Origin of the sequence: Streptomyces inhibens, assembly GCF_003389455.1 — a bacterium.
Classification (GTDB): Bacteria; Actinomycetota; Actinomycetes; order Streptomycetales; family Streptomycetaceae; genus Streptomyces; species Streptomyces inhibens.
On sequence record NZ_QUAC01000426.1, the window covers coordinates 1 to 13,824 of the forward strand.

Annotated in this window: 16 protein-coding genes; 5 read left to right on the forward strand and 11 right to left on the reverse strand. The window is 70.9% G+C overall.

The genetic code is table 11. From position 1 onward, the window contains the following. Window positions 1-140: 140 nt before the first annotated feature. Complete coding sequence (gene nagB, locus DY245_RS37125) at window positions 141-923, reverse strand: glucosamine-6-phosphate deaminase (RefSeq protein ID WP_128511500.1); 783 nt, start codon at window positions 921-923, stop codon at window positions 141-143. Between the two features lie 158 nt (window positions 924-1,081). Continuing rightward, entirely contained in the window at window positions 1,082-1,855 is a 774-nt protein-coding gene (locus tag DY245_RS37130) for an SDR family oxidoreductase (protein ID WP_128511501.1), read from the reverse strand. A 118-nt stretch (window positions 1,856-1,973) separates the two neighbouring features. Here DY245_RS37130 and DY245_RS37135 point away from each other — a divergent pair, with 118 nt between their 5' ends. Together DY245_RS37135 and DY245_RS37140 are read left to right on the forward strand one after the other, a co-directional pair. After that, window positions 1,974-2,627 carry a TetR/AcrR family transcriptional regulator gene (locus tag DY245_RS37135; protein ID WP_128511502.1) on the forward strand — a complete coding sequence of 218 codons (654 nt, stop codon included), beginning with the start codon at window positions 1,974-1,976 and terminating at the stop codon, window positions 2,625-2,627. A gap of 345 nt (window positions 2,628-2,972) precedes the next feature. Then, entirely contained in the window at window positions 2,973-4,445 is a 1,473-nt protein-coding gene (locus tag DY245_RS37140; protein ID WP_128511510.1) for a sensor histidine kinase, read from the forward strand. A gap of 273 nt (window positions 4,446-4,718) precedes the next feature. Here DY245_RS37140 and DY245_RS37145 read toward each other — a convergent pair whose 3' ends face one another. Further along, on the reverse strand, window positions 4,719-4,976 hold the full coding sequence (locus DY245_RS37145; RefSeq protein WP_003983230.1) for a WhiB family transcriptional regulator: 258 nt from the start codon (window positions 4,974-4,976) through the stop codon (window positions 4,719-4,721). 320 nt (window positions 4,977-5,296) lie between these two features. Beyond that, a complete protein-coding gene (locus DY245_RS37150) occupies window positions 5,297-6,280 on the reverse strand; it encodes a diacylglycerol/lipid kinase family protein (RefSeq protein ID WP_128511503.1) in 984 nt (327 codons plus the stop codon). A gap of 96 nt (window positions 6,281-6,376) precedes the next feature. Here DY245_RS37150 and DY245_RS37155 point away from each other — a divergent pair, with 96 nt between their 5' ends. After that, a complete protein-coding gene (locus tag DY245_RS37155; RefSeq protein WP_128511504.1) occupies window positions 6,377-6,838 on the forward strand; it encodes a hypothetical protein in 462 nt (153 codons plus the stop codon). A 189-nt stretch (window positions 6,839-7,027) separates the two neighbouring features. On the opposite strand, the gene DY245_RS37160 is transcribed toward DY245_RS37155, so the two are convergent. The 4 genes from DY245_RS37160 to DY245_RS37175 form a co-directional block, all read right to left on the reverse strand. Then, complete coding sequence (locus DY245_RS37160) at window positions 7,028-7,987, reverse strand: RNA polymerase sigma factor SigF (protein WP_128511511.1); 960 nt, start codon at window positions 7,985-7,987, stop codon at window positions 7,028-7,030. 43 nt (window positions 7,988-8,030) lie between these two features. Continuing rightward, on the reverse strand, window positions 8,031-8,444 hold the full coding sequence (locus DY245_RS37165) for an ATP-binding protein (protein WP_003985353.1): 414 nt from the start codon (window positions 8,442-8,444) through the stop codon (window positions 8,031-8,033). Between the two features lie 293 nt (window positions 8,445-8,737). After that, a complete protein-coding gene (locus DY245_RS37170) occupies window positions 8,738-9,226 on the reverse strand; it encodes a GNAT family N-acetyltransferase (protein WP_128511505.1) in 489 nt (162 codons plus the stop codon). A gap of 32 nt (window positions 9,227-9,258) precedes the next feature. Beyond that, on the reverse strand, window positions 9,259-9,519 hold the full coding sequence (locus tag DY245_RS37175; protein ID WP_128511506.1) for a UBP-type zinc finger domain-containing protein: 261 nt from the start codon (window positions 9,517-9,519) through the stop codon (window positions 9,259-9,261). A 58-nt stretch (window positions 9,520-9,577) separates the two neighbouring features. Here DY245_RS37175 and DY245_RS37180 point away from each other — a divergent pair, with 58 nt between their 5' ends. After that, window positions 9,578-11,179, forward strand: coding sequence for a Na+/H+ antiporter (locus DY245_RS37180; RefSeq protein WP_128511507.1), 1,602 nt, complete (start codon window positions 9,578-9,580; stop codon window positions 11,177-11,179). A gap of 22 nt (window positions 11,180-11,201) precedes the next feature. Here DY245_RS37180 and DY245_RS37185 read toward each other — a convergent pair whose 3' ends face one another. The 3 genes from DY245_RS37185 to DY245_RS37195 all read right to left on the reverse strand — a co-directional run bounded on the left by DY245_RS37185 (window position 11,202) and on the right by DY245_RS37195 (window position 13,239). Further along, window positions 11,202-12,146 (reverse strand): 1-aminocyclopropane-1-carboxylate deaminase/D-cysteine desulfhydrase, encoded by a 945-nt coding sequence (locus tag DY245_RS37185; protein ID WP_128511508.1) that lies wholly within the window; start codon window positions 12,144-12,146, stop codon window positions 11,202-11,204. Window positions 12,147-12,223: 77 nt separating this feature from the next. Continuing rightward, the gene (locus DY245_RS37190) at window positions 12,224-12,814 is read right to left on the reverse strand and encodes an N-acetylmuramoyl-L-alanine amidase (RefSeq protein ID WP_128511512.1); all 591 of its coding nucleotides are present in this window, start codon (window positions 12,812-12,814) and stop codon (window positions 12,224-12,226) included. Between the two features lie 191 nt (window positions 12,815-13,005). Then, window positions 13,006-13,239, reverse strand: a complete 234-nt coding sequence (locus tag DY245_RS37195) for a hypothetical protein (RefSeq protein WP_128511509.1) — start codon at window positions 13,237-13,239, stop codon at window positions 13,006-13,008. Window positions 13,240-13,327: 88 nt separating this feature from the next. Here DY245_RS37195 and DY245_RS37200 point away from each other — a divergent pair. After that, a partial coding sequence (locus DY245_RS37200) for a DUF6597 domain-containing transcriptional factor (protein ID WP_342354253.1) occupies window positions 13,328-13,824 on the forward strand: 497 nt, incomplete at its 3' end.

Sequence of the window (13,824 nt, forward strand, 5' to 3'; positions counted from 1 at the left end):
GCCCTGGGCCCGTGCCGGGACGGCCCGCACGCCCGGCCGGCCGCCCGGTCCCGACGCGGGATGCCCCGGTACGACGCGGCCGGGGCCTCCCGCAGGACCACCCCGGCCGCACGCCGGCGGGACGCCCCGCCGGAGGCTGACTAGATGCCCTGCCAGTCCGGCTTCGCGGCGTAGGTGGCGCGGAAGTAGTCGGCGAGCTTCAGCTTGGCGGCCGCGGCCTCGTCGACGACGACCGTCGCGTGCGGATGGAGCTGCAGCGCCGAGGCCGGGATCAGCGCGGCGACCGGGCCCTCGACGGCATGGGCCACGGCGTCGGCCTTGCCCTCGCCGGTGGCGAGCAGCACCAGGTGGCGCGCCTCCAGGATCGTGCCGATGCCCTGGGTGATGACGTGGTGCGGAACCTCGTCGGGACTGTCGAAGAACCGGGCGTTGTCCTCCCGGGTCTGCTGGGTCAGCGTCTTGATACGGGTACGGGAGGCGAGCGACGAGCAGGGCTCGTTGAAGCCGATGTGCCCGTCGGTGCCGATGCCGAGCAGCTGGAGGTCCACCCCGCCGGCCTCGCTCAGCGCACGGTCGTACGCCTCGCAGGCGGCCTGGACATCCTCGGCCGAACCATCGGGCCCCATGAAGGAGTCCTCGCTGAGACCGAGCGGCTCGACCACCTCGCGCAGGACCACTGAACGGTAGGACTCGGGGTGCCCGGCCGGCAGGCCGACATACTCGTCGAGCTGGCAGATTCGCGCCCGCGAGGCATCCACCGCGCCCGCCCGGACCTTTGCCGCCAGCGCCTCGTAAATGGGCAACGGGGTAGAGCCGGTGGCCACACCGAGCAGCGCGTCGGGCTTACGGCGCACCAGGGTGGCGATGGCCTCCGCGATCAGTTCGCCGCCTGCCGTGGCATCCGGAACGATGACAACTTCCACGCTTGGCCTGCCGTTCTGGAGAAAGGTCTCATGTGGTATAGACCAATCTATCAGAGGGCGGGCCTCCGGTCCCGGTGGCGCTTCCGAACGGAGGGGCACGTTTTCCCGACGGTTCGGCGACCAAGGGGCCACCGGCTCGACGGGCGCCCGACGCCTCGTCAGAGCAGTGCGCCTCCCGTCGCATCGATCCACTGGCCCGTCACCCAGCGGCTGTCGTCCGAGGCCAGGAAGGCCACGATGTCGCCGATGTCGGTGGCGTCCGCGATCCGGCCCAGCGGGGATATCGCCCTGACCCGCTGCTGTGCCTCGGTATTGGTCTCGCCCCGCAGCCACCCGGCGTTCATATCCGTGTCCACCGGCCCGGGTGCCACCGCATTCACCGTGATCCCGCGCCGGCCCAGGTCCTTGGCGAGCGTCGAGGTGAAGACATCGATCGCGCCCTTGGTCATGGCGTAGGTGATCAACTCGGGCTTGGCCGCGCCACGCGTCAGCCCCGTCGAGGTGTTGATGATCCGCCCGCCGTCCCGCAGACGGGTGAGCCCCTGCTGGACGATGAAGAACGGCGCTTTGGTGTTGACCGCGAAGAGGTGGTCGAAGTCCTCCACCGTCACCTCGCCGATCGGCTTGAGCGTCCCGTCGAGCGCCTTGTTGATCCCGGCGTTGTTGACCAGGATGTCCAGCCCCTCGGACTGCTCGTCGAACGCGGACCACAGCGCTTCGGCGTCTCCCGGGACCCCGAGCTCGGCCCGGACCGCGAAGGCATGGCCTCCCGCGGCCTCGATCTCCGAGACCGTCTCCTTGGCTGCCGCCTCGTCGCGCCCGTAATGCACGCCGACCCGCGCGCCGTCCCTCCCCAGCCGCTGTGAGATCGCCCGCCCGATCCCCCTGCTGCCGCCCGTCACCAGTGCCGTCTTGCCGCTGAGCGCACCCATGGCAGTGCCCCTCCCTGATTCGTCTGCAGACACGTCGCTGCACCGAGCGCTTTCTGTATCGCTCACTACAGAAAAACCGTAGCATGCGTTCCGTACCGACCGCTATAGAATTCCTGACATGGCGACCAAGGAGACGAAGCAGCGCGGCCGGCCCCGGTCCTTCGACCGGGAGACGGCCCTGGAGCAGGCGGTTCGGTCCTTCTGGGAGCAGGGCTACGAGGCCACGTCCATCTCCGACCTCACCCGCGCCATGGGTATCAGCGCCCCCAGCCTCTACGCCGCCTTCGGCGACAAGCGGGCGCTGTTCAACGAGGTCGTGGCCGAGTACGGGCGGCTCTACGGAGGATTCCTCTCCCGCGCCGTGGCGGAGGAGCCGACCGCCCGCCGCGGCGTCGAACGCGCGCTGCGCGAGGCCGCGGCCGAATACACCCTGCCCGGCCGCCCCCGCGGCTGCCTGGTCATCAGCGCCGCCCTGAACATCTCGCCCGCGTCCGCCGAAGTCGCCGACTCCCTGCGGGAGATGCGGCTGTCGAACGTCCGGGAGATCGAGAGCGCCATCCGCGCGGACATCGCGGCCGGCGAGCTCCCCGCCGATACGGACGCCGGTGCGCTGGCCGCTTATGTGGGGGCGGTCGTCCAGGGCATGTCCCAGCAGGCGCGGGACGGTGCGGAGCAAACGGCCCTGGAGGCGATCGCCGAGCTGGCGATGCGGGCCTGGCCGCGGCAGGCGACGGAGCCGGAGGCCGGCACGGCCGCACGCCCCGCCTCGTAACGCCCCGCCTCGTAACACCCCCGGAAAACACCCGCGGGCCGCGGCGCCGGGACAGGACCCTCAACCTGTCCGGCACCGCAGCCCGGAGCTGACATCGGCCGGTCCCGCCTTGCGGGCGGGAGATGTGTCCCCGTGTGCGGTAGGGGCACGGTCCCGTCCTGGGACCGGTCGATCGGAGGCCTCGGCGCAGTCAGGGCAGAGAGCGCCTTCGGCCTCGTTCCGCTCTCCTGTGCGGGGAGAACGGAGGCTTGTGTGGAATTGTGGACTAGACCATTCTCACTTGTCCATGCCCGTGCAGGCACAACACATACACCGTACGCCGGTAGGCTCCAAAGCGTGCCCTCCATGAACGATCTCGTACGCCAGCACACCGCTCTGAGCGACTCCGACCTCGAGTGGCTCCATCTGCTGGTCTCGGAGTGGCAGCTGCTCTCCGACCTGTCCTTCGCCGATCTTGTGCTGTGGGTGCCTACCCTCGACGGCACCCGCTATGTCTCGGTCGCCCAGATGCGGCCCAATACGGGCCCCACCTCCTACCAGGACGACATGGTCGGCCATCTCGTTCCCCGAGGCCGCCGCCCGATGCTGGACTCCGCCCTGGACGAGGGCCGCATCGTACGCGAGGGCGACCCGGAGTGGCGAGAGGAAGTTCCGGTCCGCGTCGAGTCCATCCCGGTACGCCGCGAGGGCCGGGTGCTCGGGGTGATCGCCCGCAACACCAATCTGCTGACCGTACGCACCCCCAGCCGGCTGGAGCTCACCTACCTCCAGAGCGCCTCCGACCTCGCCCAGATGATCGCTGCCGGAACGTTTCCCTTCCCCGGCCAGCAGGTCGACATGGACGCCTCGCCGCGCGCCGGCGACGGGCTGATCCGGCTCGACGCGGACGGTGTCGTCCAGTACGCCAGCCCCAATGCGCTCTCCGCCTACCACCGGCTCGGTCTCGCCGCCGACCTGGTGGGCCACCACCTGGGCCAGGCCACCGCCGAACTGGCGCCCGCCCGCGGCCCGGTGGACGAGGCGCTGGTCAAGCTGGCCAGCGGCTGGGCCCCCAGGGAATTCGAGGTCGAGGGCGACGAAGGCGTGATCCAATTGCGCGCCATTCCGCTCAAGCCCAAGGGCACGCATATCGGTTCGCTGGTGCTGCTGCGCGATGTGACCGAACTGCGACGTCGCGAGCGTGAACTGATCACCAAGGACGCCACCATCCGGGAAATCCACCACCGGGTGAAGAACAATTTGCAGACGGTCGCCGCGCTGCTGCGGTTGCAGTCCCGCCGGATGGATTCCGAACAGGGCCGCGAGGCGCTCAACGAGGCCGTACGCAGGGTCGGTTCGATCGCGATCGTGCACGAGACGCTGTCCCAGAACCTCGACGAACGGGTCGAATTCGACGAGATCGCGGACCGGGTGCTGGCCATGGTCGCGGAGATCTCCCCGGGCCGGGTGACCACCCGCCGCACCGGGCGCTTCGGCATCCTGGACGCCGAGGTGGCCACGCCGCTGTCGATGGTACTCACCGAGGTGCTGCAGAACGCCCTGGAGCACGCCTTCGACCAGGGGGAGCAGGGCACGGTCGAGGTCGGCGCGGTGCGCGGCGGCAGCCGTAAGGAGCCGCGGCTGCTGGTCACCGTCCAGGACGACGGCCGCGGCCTGCCGGAGGACTTCGATCCGCAGCGCGCCGGAAACCTGGGACTGCAGATCGTACGGACCCTGGTGGAAGGGGAGTTGGGCGGAAAGTTCGACATGGTGCGCGCGCCCGGGCGCGGCACGCAGGTCATCCTCGACGTCCCCGTGCGACCCGAGAAACAGCACTGAAACCGCATCGAGGCCGGGCCGAGACAGGGCCGAGACCAGGCCGGGGCGCGGGACCGGGACCGGGCCGGCGCCGCGCCCCGGGCCGCCGGAGGGAAACCCGCCGGTCCGGTCCCGGCCCCGAACAGCGGCAACCCCCCGAAACAGCAGCAAGCCCCGGACCGAATCGGTCCGGGGCTCAAAGCTATTGCGATGCGATAACAACCGGGCTTTTCAGCGCCGAGGGTGCATCGGGGGTACTGCGCGCTGCGGCTCGGGGGCCACGGGGCTACTGGCTCAGGCGCTGGCGTTGCGCGCCCGGTTGCGAGCTGCACGGCGCTTCATCGCGCGGCGCTCGTCCTCGCTCAGACCACCCCAGACGCCGGAGTCCTGGCCGGACTCAAGCGCCCACTGCAGGCACTGCTCCATGACGGGGCAGCGGCGGCAGACGGCCTTGGCTTCCTCGATCTGCAGCAGCGCAGGACCGGTGTTGCCGATAGGGAAGAAGAGCTCGGGGTCTTCCTCGCGGCAAACGGCGCGGTGACGCCAGTCCATGGCTGCTCCATCTCCTCGTGTGACGGGATCGTTGCTTGTGAATGTGAACGCTTTCACGAATCCCTCCACAAGGGAAGGCCCGATCTCCAGCTGTGAACTGGTGCGGTCCTGTGGAATGAGGAGGAGGATTCGGGCTCTCAAGGGGGCCGGTAAAGCGGCCGTCCCGATCGCCATGAAGAGACTCGCAAACCTCGGCGACGGATACAACCCCTTCCGGAAACTTTTTTTTGATTCCTTGGTGTCGCCTAGCTCACAGCCGTCATTCCAGGGGGTGGAAACCAGTCTAAACGTTCGAGTGAAAGGACTTTGGGCCCTACCACTCACACAATCACACGCAGTGCACGGCGAACGCCTGTGAACGTCACACTCGTACGCAGTCCCAGGTGGTCGCCGTCCATCTGGAACGGCAGTGGAACCTGCGAATGCAAGGTGAAGTTCGTGAGGTCGTGAAGTGAGAGTGCGTGCCGGCCATGGGGCCCGCGCTGCGGTGTTGACGCCAGCAGCTGAGTGGCGTACCGGGCCACCGCGCCGGACGAGAGCTTGCTCAGTGCGAACAGATCGAGGGCCGTGTCGAACGAGGCGTCCGGTGACGGGTAGATCGGCCGATTGCCCAGGTAGGACCACGGGGCGGTGTTGCAGATTATGGCCAGCGCGAGGTTCTCGACGCGCTCCGTGGTGCCCTCGGTCCCGCCCGGGCGTTCGAGGGTGATGACGCCCCGCCCGCGGTTCGCCTCGCCCAGGAACTGGCGTACGACCTGTCGCACGTACAGGGCGTGGGTCGAACGCTTGCCGCGTTCGCGCTGCTGCTCGACCCGGCCGACGACGCCGGCGTCGAAGCCGAAGCCCGCACAGAAGGTGAACCAGCGCCCCGGTACGCCCTCGTCCTCGCTGCCCGGTGTGCCCGAGGCGAGGCCCAGGCCGATGGTGCGCTCGCTGCCGTCGCGCAGCGCGTCCAGCAGGGCGCCGGTCGCCTCCACGACGTCATTGGGCAGCCCGAGCGCGCGGGCGAAGACATTGGTGGAGCCCCCGGGGACGACGGCCAGCCGGGGGTGCGACTCGGGATCGGGGCCGTTGGCCAGCAGGCCGTTGACGACCTCGTTGACGGTGCCGTCGCCGCCGAGCGCCACGACCAGCTCGGTCTCCCCGCCCTCGGTGGCCTGCCGGGCCAGGTCACGGGCGTGCCCGCGGTACTGCGTCTCCGCGACCTCCAGCTTGAGGTCGCTGGCGAGTGCGTGGGTGAGCACTTCACGGGTGCGGGCACTGGTGGTGGTTGCTGCAGGATTGACCACGAGAAGTGCGCGCATATGCAGCAGCGTACCTACCTGCGGGTACCGGTCTCACGCCCAGTCCGGCTCCGGGGCATCCCTGAGGTCCCGGAGCGCCGGCGCTACCCTGCTGGGGTGAGCAGCCAGCAGAAGCAGTCCGCGACCCGAGCCGCCGGCACCCCCGCCGTGCCCGAGCCGACCGGCCCGCGGCCCGCCCGGCTGAGCGCCGCGGCGGCGCTCACCGCGGTCGAAGGGCTCGCGCTGGCCGCCCTCGGTGCGTACATGCTGATCATGGGGCTGGCCGGGTCGCCGGACAGCGCGCAGCAGGCGGAGATGGGCGGGCTGACCGTTCTCGCGCTCGCGGTGCTGCCGCTGGTGGCCGCGCGGGGGCTGTGGCTGCGCCGCCGCTGGAGCCGCGGCCCCTCGCTGATCACGCAGATCGTGGCGCTGCCGGTGGCCTGGACGCTGGTCAACGGCGGCGGTGCGCTGATCGCGGCCGGCGTCGGGCTGGCCGTGGCCGCGCTGGTCGTGCTCGTCCTGCTGGTCAATCCGACGGCCACCGAAGCGCTGGGGATCGGGCCGCGGGAGACCCCTTAGGGACTGCCCGGTCAGGGGCGCTCCGGCGGGTCGGAGGCGGACGATCACGGGCGGACAGGCCCCGGATGCGTGGTGGACCGACCCTGGAACGCGTAGGGGCGGACCTCGGAAAACGTAGGGGACCGCCCCCGGAACGCGTAGGGGGCGGCGCCCGTAAGAGCACCGCCCACCTCGGTCATCCGCCGTTCCTCACTCCTCGACGAGCAGCTTGTCGCGCAGCTGGGCGAGGGTGCGGGCCAGCAGGCGCGAGACATGCATCTGGGAGATGCCGACCTCCTGGGCGATCTGTGACTGGGTCATGTTGCCGAAGAAGCGCAGCAGCAGGATCTTCTTCTCGCGCGGCGGGAGGTCCTCCAGCAGCGGCTTGAGGGACTCGCGGTACTCCACGCCCTCCAGGGCCTCGTCCTCGGCGCCGAGGGTGTCGGCGACGGCCGGGGACTCGTCGTCCGTGTCGGGGACGTCCAGGGAGAGCGTGCTGTAGGCGTTGGCGGACTCCAGGCCCTCCAGGACCTCCTCCTCGGAGATCGCCAGATGCTCGGCCAGCTCATGGACCGTGGGGGCACGGCCGTGCCGCTGGGAGAGCTCGGCGGTCGCCGTGGTCAGCGACAGCCGCAGCTCCTGGAGGCGACGCGGGACGCGGACCGCCCAGCCCTTGTCGCGGAAGTGCCGCTTGATCTCGCCGACGACGGTGGGGGTGGCGTACGTGGAGAACTCCACGCCGCGCTCCGGGTCGAAGCGGTCCACCGACTTGATCAGGCCGATGGTGGCGACCTGGGTGAGGTCGTCCAGCGGCTCACCGCGGTTGCGGAACCGGCGGGCCAGATGCTCGACGAGCGGCAGGTGCATACGGACGAGGGTGTTGCGCAGCTCCGCGCGCTCCGGGGAGCCGTCGGGCAGCTTGCGCAGCTCATAGAACATCGCCCGGGCGCCGCTGCGGTCCTGCGGCTCCTGGGAATGCTGTTGTTCACGCAGCTTGTGCTCGGGCTCCGGCGCATCGTGCTGCTGCGCCTGCTGCCCCTGCTGCTCGCTCTGGTCCATCTGGTCCGCCCGCTCTACCTGCTCCGCCGCATCCAACCGGCCGCCGTGGTCATCTACGCCCACCGGATGCGGCCGGGCCTGCTGCTCGGGGATGGTCGCACTGGACGCCATCCGCCCGCCGCGTTCGAGATCCTTCACGGGGCCCCCTGTTCGGTCATGACGGTCCGGGACCGGCGCCGCGCTCCTTGTACAGACTGATGGTGACCGTACGGTCCTCGGCAACGGTGGAGTCGACCTTGCCGGCAAGTGCGGAGAGCACCGTCCAGGCGAAGGTGTCGCGCTCCGGGGCGCGGCCGTCGGTCGTCGGGGCCGACACCGTGACCTGCAGTGCGTCGTCGATCAGGCGGAAGACGCAGCTCAGCACACTGCCGGGGACGGCCTGTTGCAACAGGATCGCGCAGGCCTCGTCGACCGCGATGCGCAGATCCTCGATCTCGTCGAGGGTGAAGTCCAAGCGGGCTGCGAGCCCGGCCGTGGCCGTACGCAGCACGGACAGGTAGGCACCCGCAGCGGGCAGACGGACTTCCACGAAGTCCTGAGTCCCGGGCTCGCCTGCGATCTGGGACACCCTCACCTCCAAGGTGGCACAAGCTGGTTGAGCTGGAAACGCGCGATATTCGCGTGGTACGGGATATTCGCGCCGGTCCTTTCTCCCCTCCGATGAAAGGAGAACGATTCGGCGCGACACATGGTTCGGCTGTGACGCTATCGCGATCTGCGGGCCGATGTCGCCCGGAAGGAGCACGATCGTCGTCCGGACGGCGATCCGGCCCGGGGTCCCCGGGCGTCATCACTGTCACTGATTGTAAAGCCACGGGTACGGACAGTGGCTAGGGGTCTGCACCGCCAAATCGAGGCTGATTACGCTCCGTTGACGCGCGTGGTGCCCGCAAGGTTGTGCAGCGCCTCTCCAGTGAGCCGGAAGACCGTCCATTCGTCCATGGGCCGGGCGCCGATCGACCGGTAAAAACCGATGGACGGTTCATTCCAATCCAGGACCGACCACTCGAAACGCTCGTAGCCGCGGGCCACGCAGATCTCCGCGAGGGCCGCGAGCAGCGCCTTGCCGTGGCCGCCGCCGCGCGCCTCGGGGCGGACGTACAGGTCTTCCAGGTAGACACCGTGCGTGCCCGTCCATGTCGAGAAGTTCCGGAACCACAGGGCAAAGCCCACCGGGGCGCCGTCCGCCTCGGCGATCAGCGCGAAGGCGGCCGGCTGCGGGCCGAAGAGGGCCTCCTTCAGCTGCGGCTCGGTGGCCTGCGCGGCCTCGGGGGCGCGTTCGTACGCGGCCAGCTCGCCGATCATGGCCAGGATGACGGGGACATCGTCGGGGGTCGCTTCGCGGATCATTCCTGAAGGCTAAACGGACACCTGTGATCGATTCACACCAGTATTTGATCGACGAAGCACCAGCGCCAGGAGTCGCCCGGTTCGAACGTCCGCATCACGGCGTGGCCGGTCTCCTCGAAGTGCCCGGTCGCATGCCTGAACGGCGAGGAATCACAGCAGCCGACATGGCCGCAGACCAGACACAGCCGCAGCTGTACGGGATGGCTGCCGACGGCCAGGCACTCCAGACAGGTGGTGCTCAGCGGGGCCGGTTCGGCGCGCGGCAGTTCGGCAACGTGTGTGCACTCGCTCATGATGGCCAGGTTAGATCGCCGGGACGGCCGGCGAAGGGTACGGGGACGGGACGGGCCGATGGCTGTGATGCCGCTGTTTTTGCTGGTCGCCGGGAGTGCGGCGGTCGCCGGGGTGGCGCGCCGTACGCCCGTCCCCGCGCCGCTGCTCCTGGTCGCCGCCGGGCTCGCGGCGTCCGCCGTCCCCGGCGTTCCGGACTACACCCTCGATCCGCACATCGTGCTGCCGCTGGTGCTGCCTCCTCTGCTGCACACCGCGGCCCTGGACAGCTCGTATCTGGACCTGCGGGCCAATCTGCGGCCGGTGGCGATGCTGTCGGTGGGCTATGTCCTGTTCGCGACGCTCGTGGTCGGCTACGCGGCCTACCTCGTCATCCCGGACCTGCCGCTGACCGCCGCGCTCGTGCTGGGCGCCGTGGTCGCCCCGCCGGACGCCGTCGCGGCCACCGCCATCGCCCGCAGGCTCGGACTGCCGCACCGGATCACGACGATCCTGCAGGGCGAATCGCTGGTCAACGACGCCACCGCGATCACCGCCTACAAGGTGGCGCTGGCCGCGGCCGTCGGCACCGCCGCCACCTGGGGCGAGGGGCTCAAGGAGTTCGCCCTCGCGTCCATCGGCGGCATCGGCATCGGTGTCGTCCTGATGGTGCCGCTGCACTGGCTGCGGGTGCGGCTGCGGGAGTCGGCGCTGCTGGAGAACACCCTCTCGCTGCTCATCCCGTTCGTCGCGTACGCGGCGGCCGAGCAGGTCGGGGCCTCCGGGGTGCTCGCCGTCGTCGTGGTCGGCCTCTACCTGGGGCACCGCTCCTGGCAGGTCGACTTCGAGACCCGGCTCCAGGAGGACGCCGTCTGGAAGGTGATCTCCTTCCTCCTGGAGTCGGCGGTCTTCGCGCTGATCGGACTGCAGCTGCCGGTCGTGCTGAGCGGCCTGGGGGAGTTCACCGGACCGCAGGTCCTGGGGTACGCGGCCGTGGTGTTCGCCGTGGTGGTGCTGGCGCGCTTCGTGTGGGTCTTTCCCGCGACCTTTCTGCCGCGCTTCCTGTCGGCCCGGATCCGTACCCGCGAGCCCGATACGAACTGGACCGCGCCGGTCATCGTCGGCTGGGCCGGGATGCGCGGGGTGGTGTCGCTGGCCATCGCGTTCTCCATCCCGGCCACCGTGCACGGCGGCGGCCCCTTCCCGGCCCGCAACCTCGTGCTCTTCCTGACCTTCACCACCGTCATCGCCACCCTCGTCATCCAGGGCCTGACGCTGCCGGTACTGATCCGCGCCCTGCCGCTGCCCGGCCGGGACGCCCAGGCCGAGACGCTCGCCGAGGCGCAGGCGCAGAACGAGGCCTCGCGGGCCGCCGAGGAGTATCTGGACGAGTTGCTCCAGGACGAGCGGAACGCGCTGCCGGGGCCCCTCTCCGACCGGCTGCGCACCGTCATGGAGCGGCGCCGCAACGCCGTGTGGGAGCGGCTCGGCGCGGTCAACGAGGTGACCGGGGAGTCCGCCGACGAGACCTACCGGCGGCTGGCGAGGGAGATGATCGACGCCGAGCGGCGGGTGTTCGTCCAGCTGCGGGACGCCCGGCGGATCGACGACGAGATGCTGCGGACGCTGCTGCGCCGGCTGGACCTGGAGGAGGCGACGGCCTACCGGGAGGGCGCCTCGTAGACCGGCGGCGCGGGGCCGCGGCTCAGGGCGTGCCGGTGATCACGGCGGCGACGGTGCTGCCGGGGGCGAAGGCGCCCTCCTCGGCCAGCGTCGTCAGCCCGTAGAGCAGCTTGGCGACATAGATCCGCTCCAGCGGCAGACCGTGCCGGTCCTCGAAGGCGTCCGCGAACGCGTCCAGTTCCGGGGTGCGGCGGGCATACCCGCCGCAGTGGAAGCGGTCGTCCAGCCGCCAGTCGCCGCGCGGTCCGCCGAACGCCGCGCGCTGCAGCTCTTCGACCGTCTCCTGGAGGAAGTGCGGGCAGCCGCCCTTCAGGACGGGCAGGCCCAGCGCGCGCTGCCGCGGCCCCAGTCCCGCGGCGAGACCGGCCAGGGTGCCGCCGGTGCCGCAGGCCACCGCGACCGTGTCCACCAGCGTGTCCGGGGTCTCGCGGAGCTCCCGGCCCAGCTCCGTACAGCCTTGTGCGGCAAGGGAGTTGCTGCCGCCCTCCGGTATGACGCGGTACGCGCCGAAGCGGTCGTGCAGAGCGGCGAGCACGTCCGGGTCGGACTTGCGGCGGTAGCGGGACCGGTCGATGAAGTGCAGGTGCATCCCGTCGGCGGCGCAGCGGGCCAGCGACGGATTGAGCGGTGCGCCGGCCAGTTCGTCGCCGCGGACCACGCCGATGGTGGCGAAGCCGAGCAGCCGGCCGGCCGCGGCCGTGGCCCGCAGATGGTTGGAGTACGCGCCGCCGAAGGTCAGCAGCGCCCGCTCGCCCGCCGCGGCCGCGGCCCGCAGATTCGGCTCCAGCTTGCGCCACTTGTTGCCGGGCAGATCCGGGTGGATCAGATCGTCCCGCTTGAGCAGCAGCCGTATGCCGCGGCGCGCGAACGGCTCGTCGTCGATCTCCTGGAGGGGGGAGGGCAGGCGGGGGCGCAGGGCGCGGGGGTCGGGGAGCGGATCGGGGGCGGTGCGGGTCACGCCGTCCATTGTCGCGCGCGCCTTGGCGCGGCGGCGGACCGGCTCGTCCCGCCGGGTGCCGCGCCGCCGCGCTCACCACCGCCTGGTTACTTCAGCCGCTCGCCGATCCGCCGGCGCAGCTGGTCCATCGTGAAGCCGCGCGGATCGACCTTGCCCGGCTGCCACTCCAGATGCCCGATCACCGAGCGTTCGGTCCAGCCGTGCGCCCGGCACAGCGCCGCCGTGGCCTTCTCCAGGGCCTCCAGCTGCGCCTCGGGCCACGGGTCGTGCCCGTCGCCGAGGTTCTCGCACTCGAAGCCGTAGAAGACGCGGTTGCCGTCGGTGTCGGCCTCGTTGTCCGGCGGCAGCCGCTTTTCGGCGATCACCGCGCGCAGCACGTCGCCGTCACCGCGGCCCGCGTGATTGGCGCGGCCGCAGCCCACCAGATGCACCGTGCCGTCCTTGGTGATCACGCCATGGCACAGCGGACCCGGCAGGTCGGGGCGGCCGTCGTAGCAGAGCCGGACGGTGCGCTCGGCGCCGGAGGTGCCGGTGTGGTGCACCATCACGCCGTGCACCGGCCCCCACAGCCCCTGGGCGTCGCGGTTGTGCGTCTTCCAGCCGTCGACCTGCACCACCCGTAACCCTTCGGATGTGAGCGCGTCGAGGAACCGGGTGGCGGACAGCGGTACGGACATGGCCCACTCCGATGCGTGCGCGGCGGCCGCCCACCGCGCACCGCCTCCGCTCACGCTTGTACGGGACATGCCCGCACCGGGGGACGGGAATGCCATTAAACGGATCGGCCGTTCGGGGGCTGTACGAGTGCTTTCGGCCGCCCCCGGAGCCCGGCCCGGTGTCCGTGCGCGCTACCCGCGGTCCGTCCGCGTCACCCGCGCAGGAAGGCGTCGCCGTGCGCGTTGACGTGTGCCTCCAGTGCGTTGAGCGCGTCCTGCGTCGCCGCGGCCGAACCGCTGCCCCGCCGCTCGGCGAAGTACGCGGCGCCCAGCTTCTTCAGCAGTTCATTGCCGGCCCGGTGCTGCTGCACCTCGTCGACCTTCTGCTTGCCTTGGTTGAGCGCACTCTGCGCCTGCTCCTTCGCGCGGTCGAGAAACCCTGACATGTGCGACCTCCGTGAGCTCCGTGTCGTAAGGGATCAACGGCGCGGACGGCCGTGGGGTTCCCGTGCCAGGGTGGGGGATGTGGGCGAAGTGCGCGACACAGGTGAGTCATTCGGCGTATCCGGCGGGTACCGGGAGCGGGCGTCCCTGCTGGCCGGCGCGGTGCTGTGGACCCGCCGCACGCCGTCCTCGACGCGGCCTGTGCTGCCCGACGGCTGTACGGATCTGATCTGGAGCCGGGGCCGGCTGCTGGTGGCGGGCCCGGACACCGGGCCGCACTTCCCCGACGCTCCGCCGCCCGGCACCAGCCCCGAGGGCAGGGGAGGCGCCCCCATCGTCGGGCTGCGCTTCGCGCCGGGCCAGGGCCCGTCCGTCTTCGGCGTACCGGCCCATGAACTGCGCGACCGGCGGGTCCCGTTGGCGGACCTGTGGCCCGCGCACCGGGTACGGGAGCTGACCGAGCGGATGGCGGCGGCCGGGGCGCCGGACGGCGCGGCCGAAGTGGGCCGGCTCCTGGAGGAGAGCGCCGCGGCCCGCCTCCGGGAAGCCGGCGCGGGCACCGGCCGGACCGCCGCCGTCGCCGCGGC

Bases quoted from the DNA above. Each gene is read 5' to 3' on its own strand.
- DY245_RS37175 (WP_128511506.1), bottom strand. From the start codon at position 9,519: ATGAGCGAGTGCACACACGTTGCCGAACTGCCGCGCGCCGAACCGGCC.
- DY245_RS37195 (WP_128511509.1), bottom strand. From the start codon at position 13,239: ATGTCAGGGTTTCTCGACCGCGCGAAGGAGCAGGCGCAGAGTGCGCTC.
- DY245_RS37140 (WP_128511510.1), top strand. From the start codon at position 2,973: ATGAACGATCTCGTACGCCAGCACACCGCTCTGAGCGACTCCGACCTC.
- DY245_RS37145 (WP_003983230.1), bottom strand. From the start codon at position 4,976: ATGGACTGGCGTCACCGCGCCGTTTGCCGCGAGGAAGACCCCGAGCTC.
- DY245_RS37130 (WP_128511501.1), bottom strand. From the start codon at position 1,855: ATGGGTGCGCTCAGCGGCAAGACGGCACTGGTGACGGGCGGCAGCAGG.
- DY245_RS37170 (WP_128511505.1), bottom strand. From the start codon at position 9,226: ATGATCCGCGAAGCGACCCCCGACGATGTCCCCGTCATCCTGGCCATG.
- DY245_RS37185 (WP_128511508.1), bottom strand. From the start codon at position 12,146: ATGGACGGCGTGACCCGCACCGCCCCCGATCCGCTCCCCGACCCCCGC.
- DY245_RS37135 (WP_128511502.1), top strand. From the start codon at position 1,974: ATGGCGACCAAGGAGACGAAGCAGCGCGGCCGGCCCCGGTCCTTCGAC.
- DY245_RS37190 (WP_128511512.1), bottom strand. From the start codon at position 12,814: ATGTCCGTACCGCTGTCCGCCACCCGGTTCCTCGACGCGCTCACATCC.
- DY245_RS37150 (WP_128511503.1), bottom strand. From the start codon at position 6,280: ATGCGCGCACTTCTCGTGGTCAATCCTGCAGCAACCACCACCAGTGCC.
- DY245_RS37160 (WP_128511511.1), bottom strand. From the start codon at position 7,987: ATGGCGTCCAGTGCGACCATCCCCGAGCAGCAGGCCCGGCCGCATCCG.
- DY245_RS37180 (WP_128511507.1), top strand. From the start codon at position 9,578: ATGGCTGTGATGCCGCTGTTTTTGCTGGTCGCCGGGAGTGCGGCGGTC.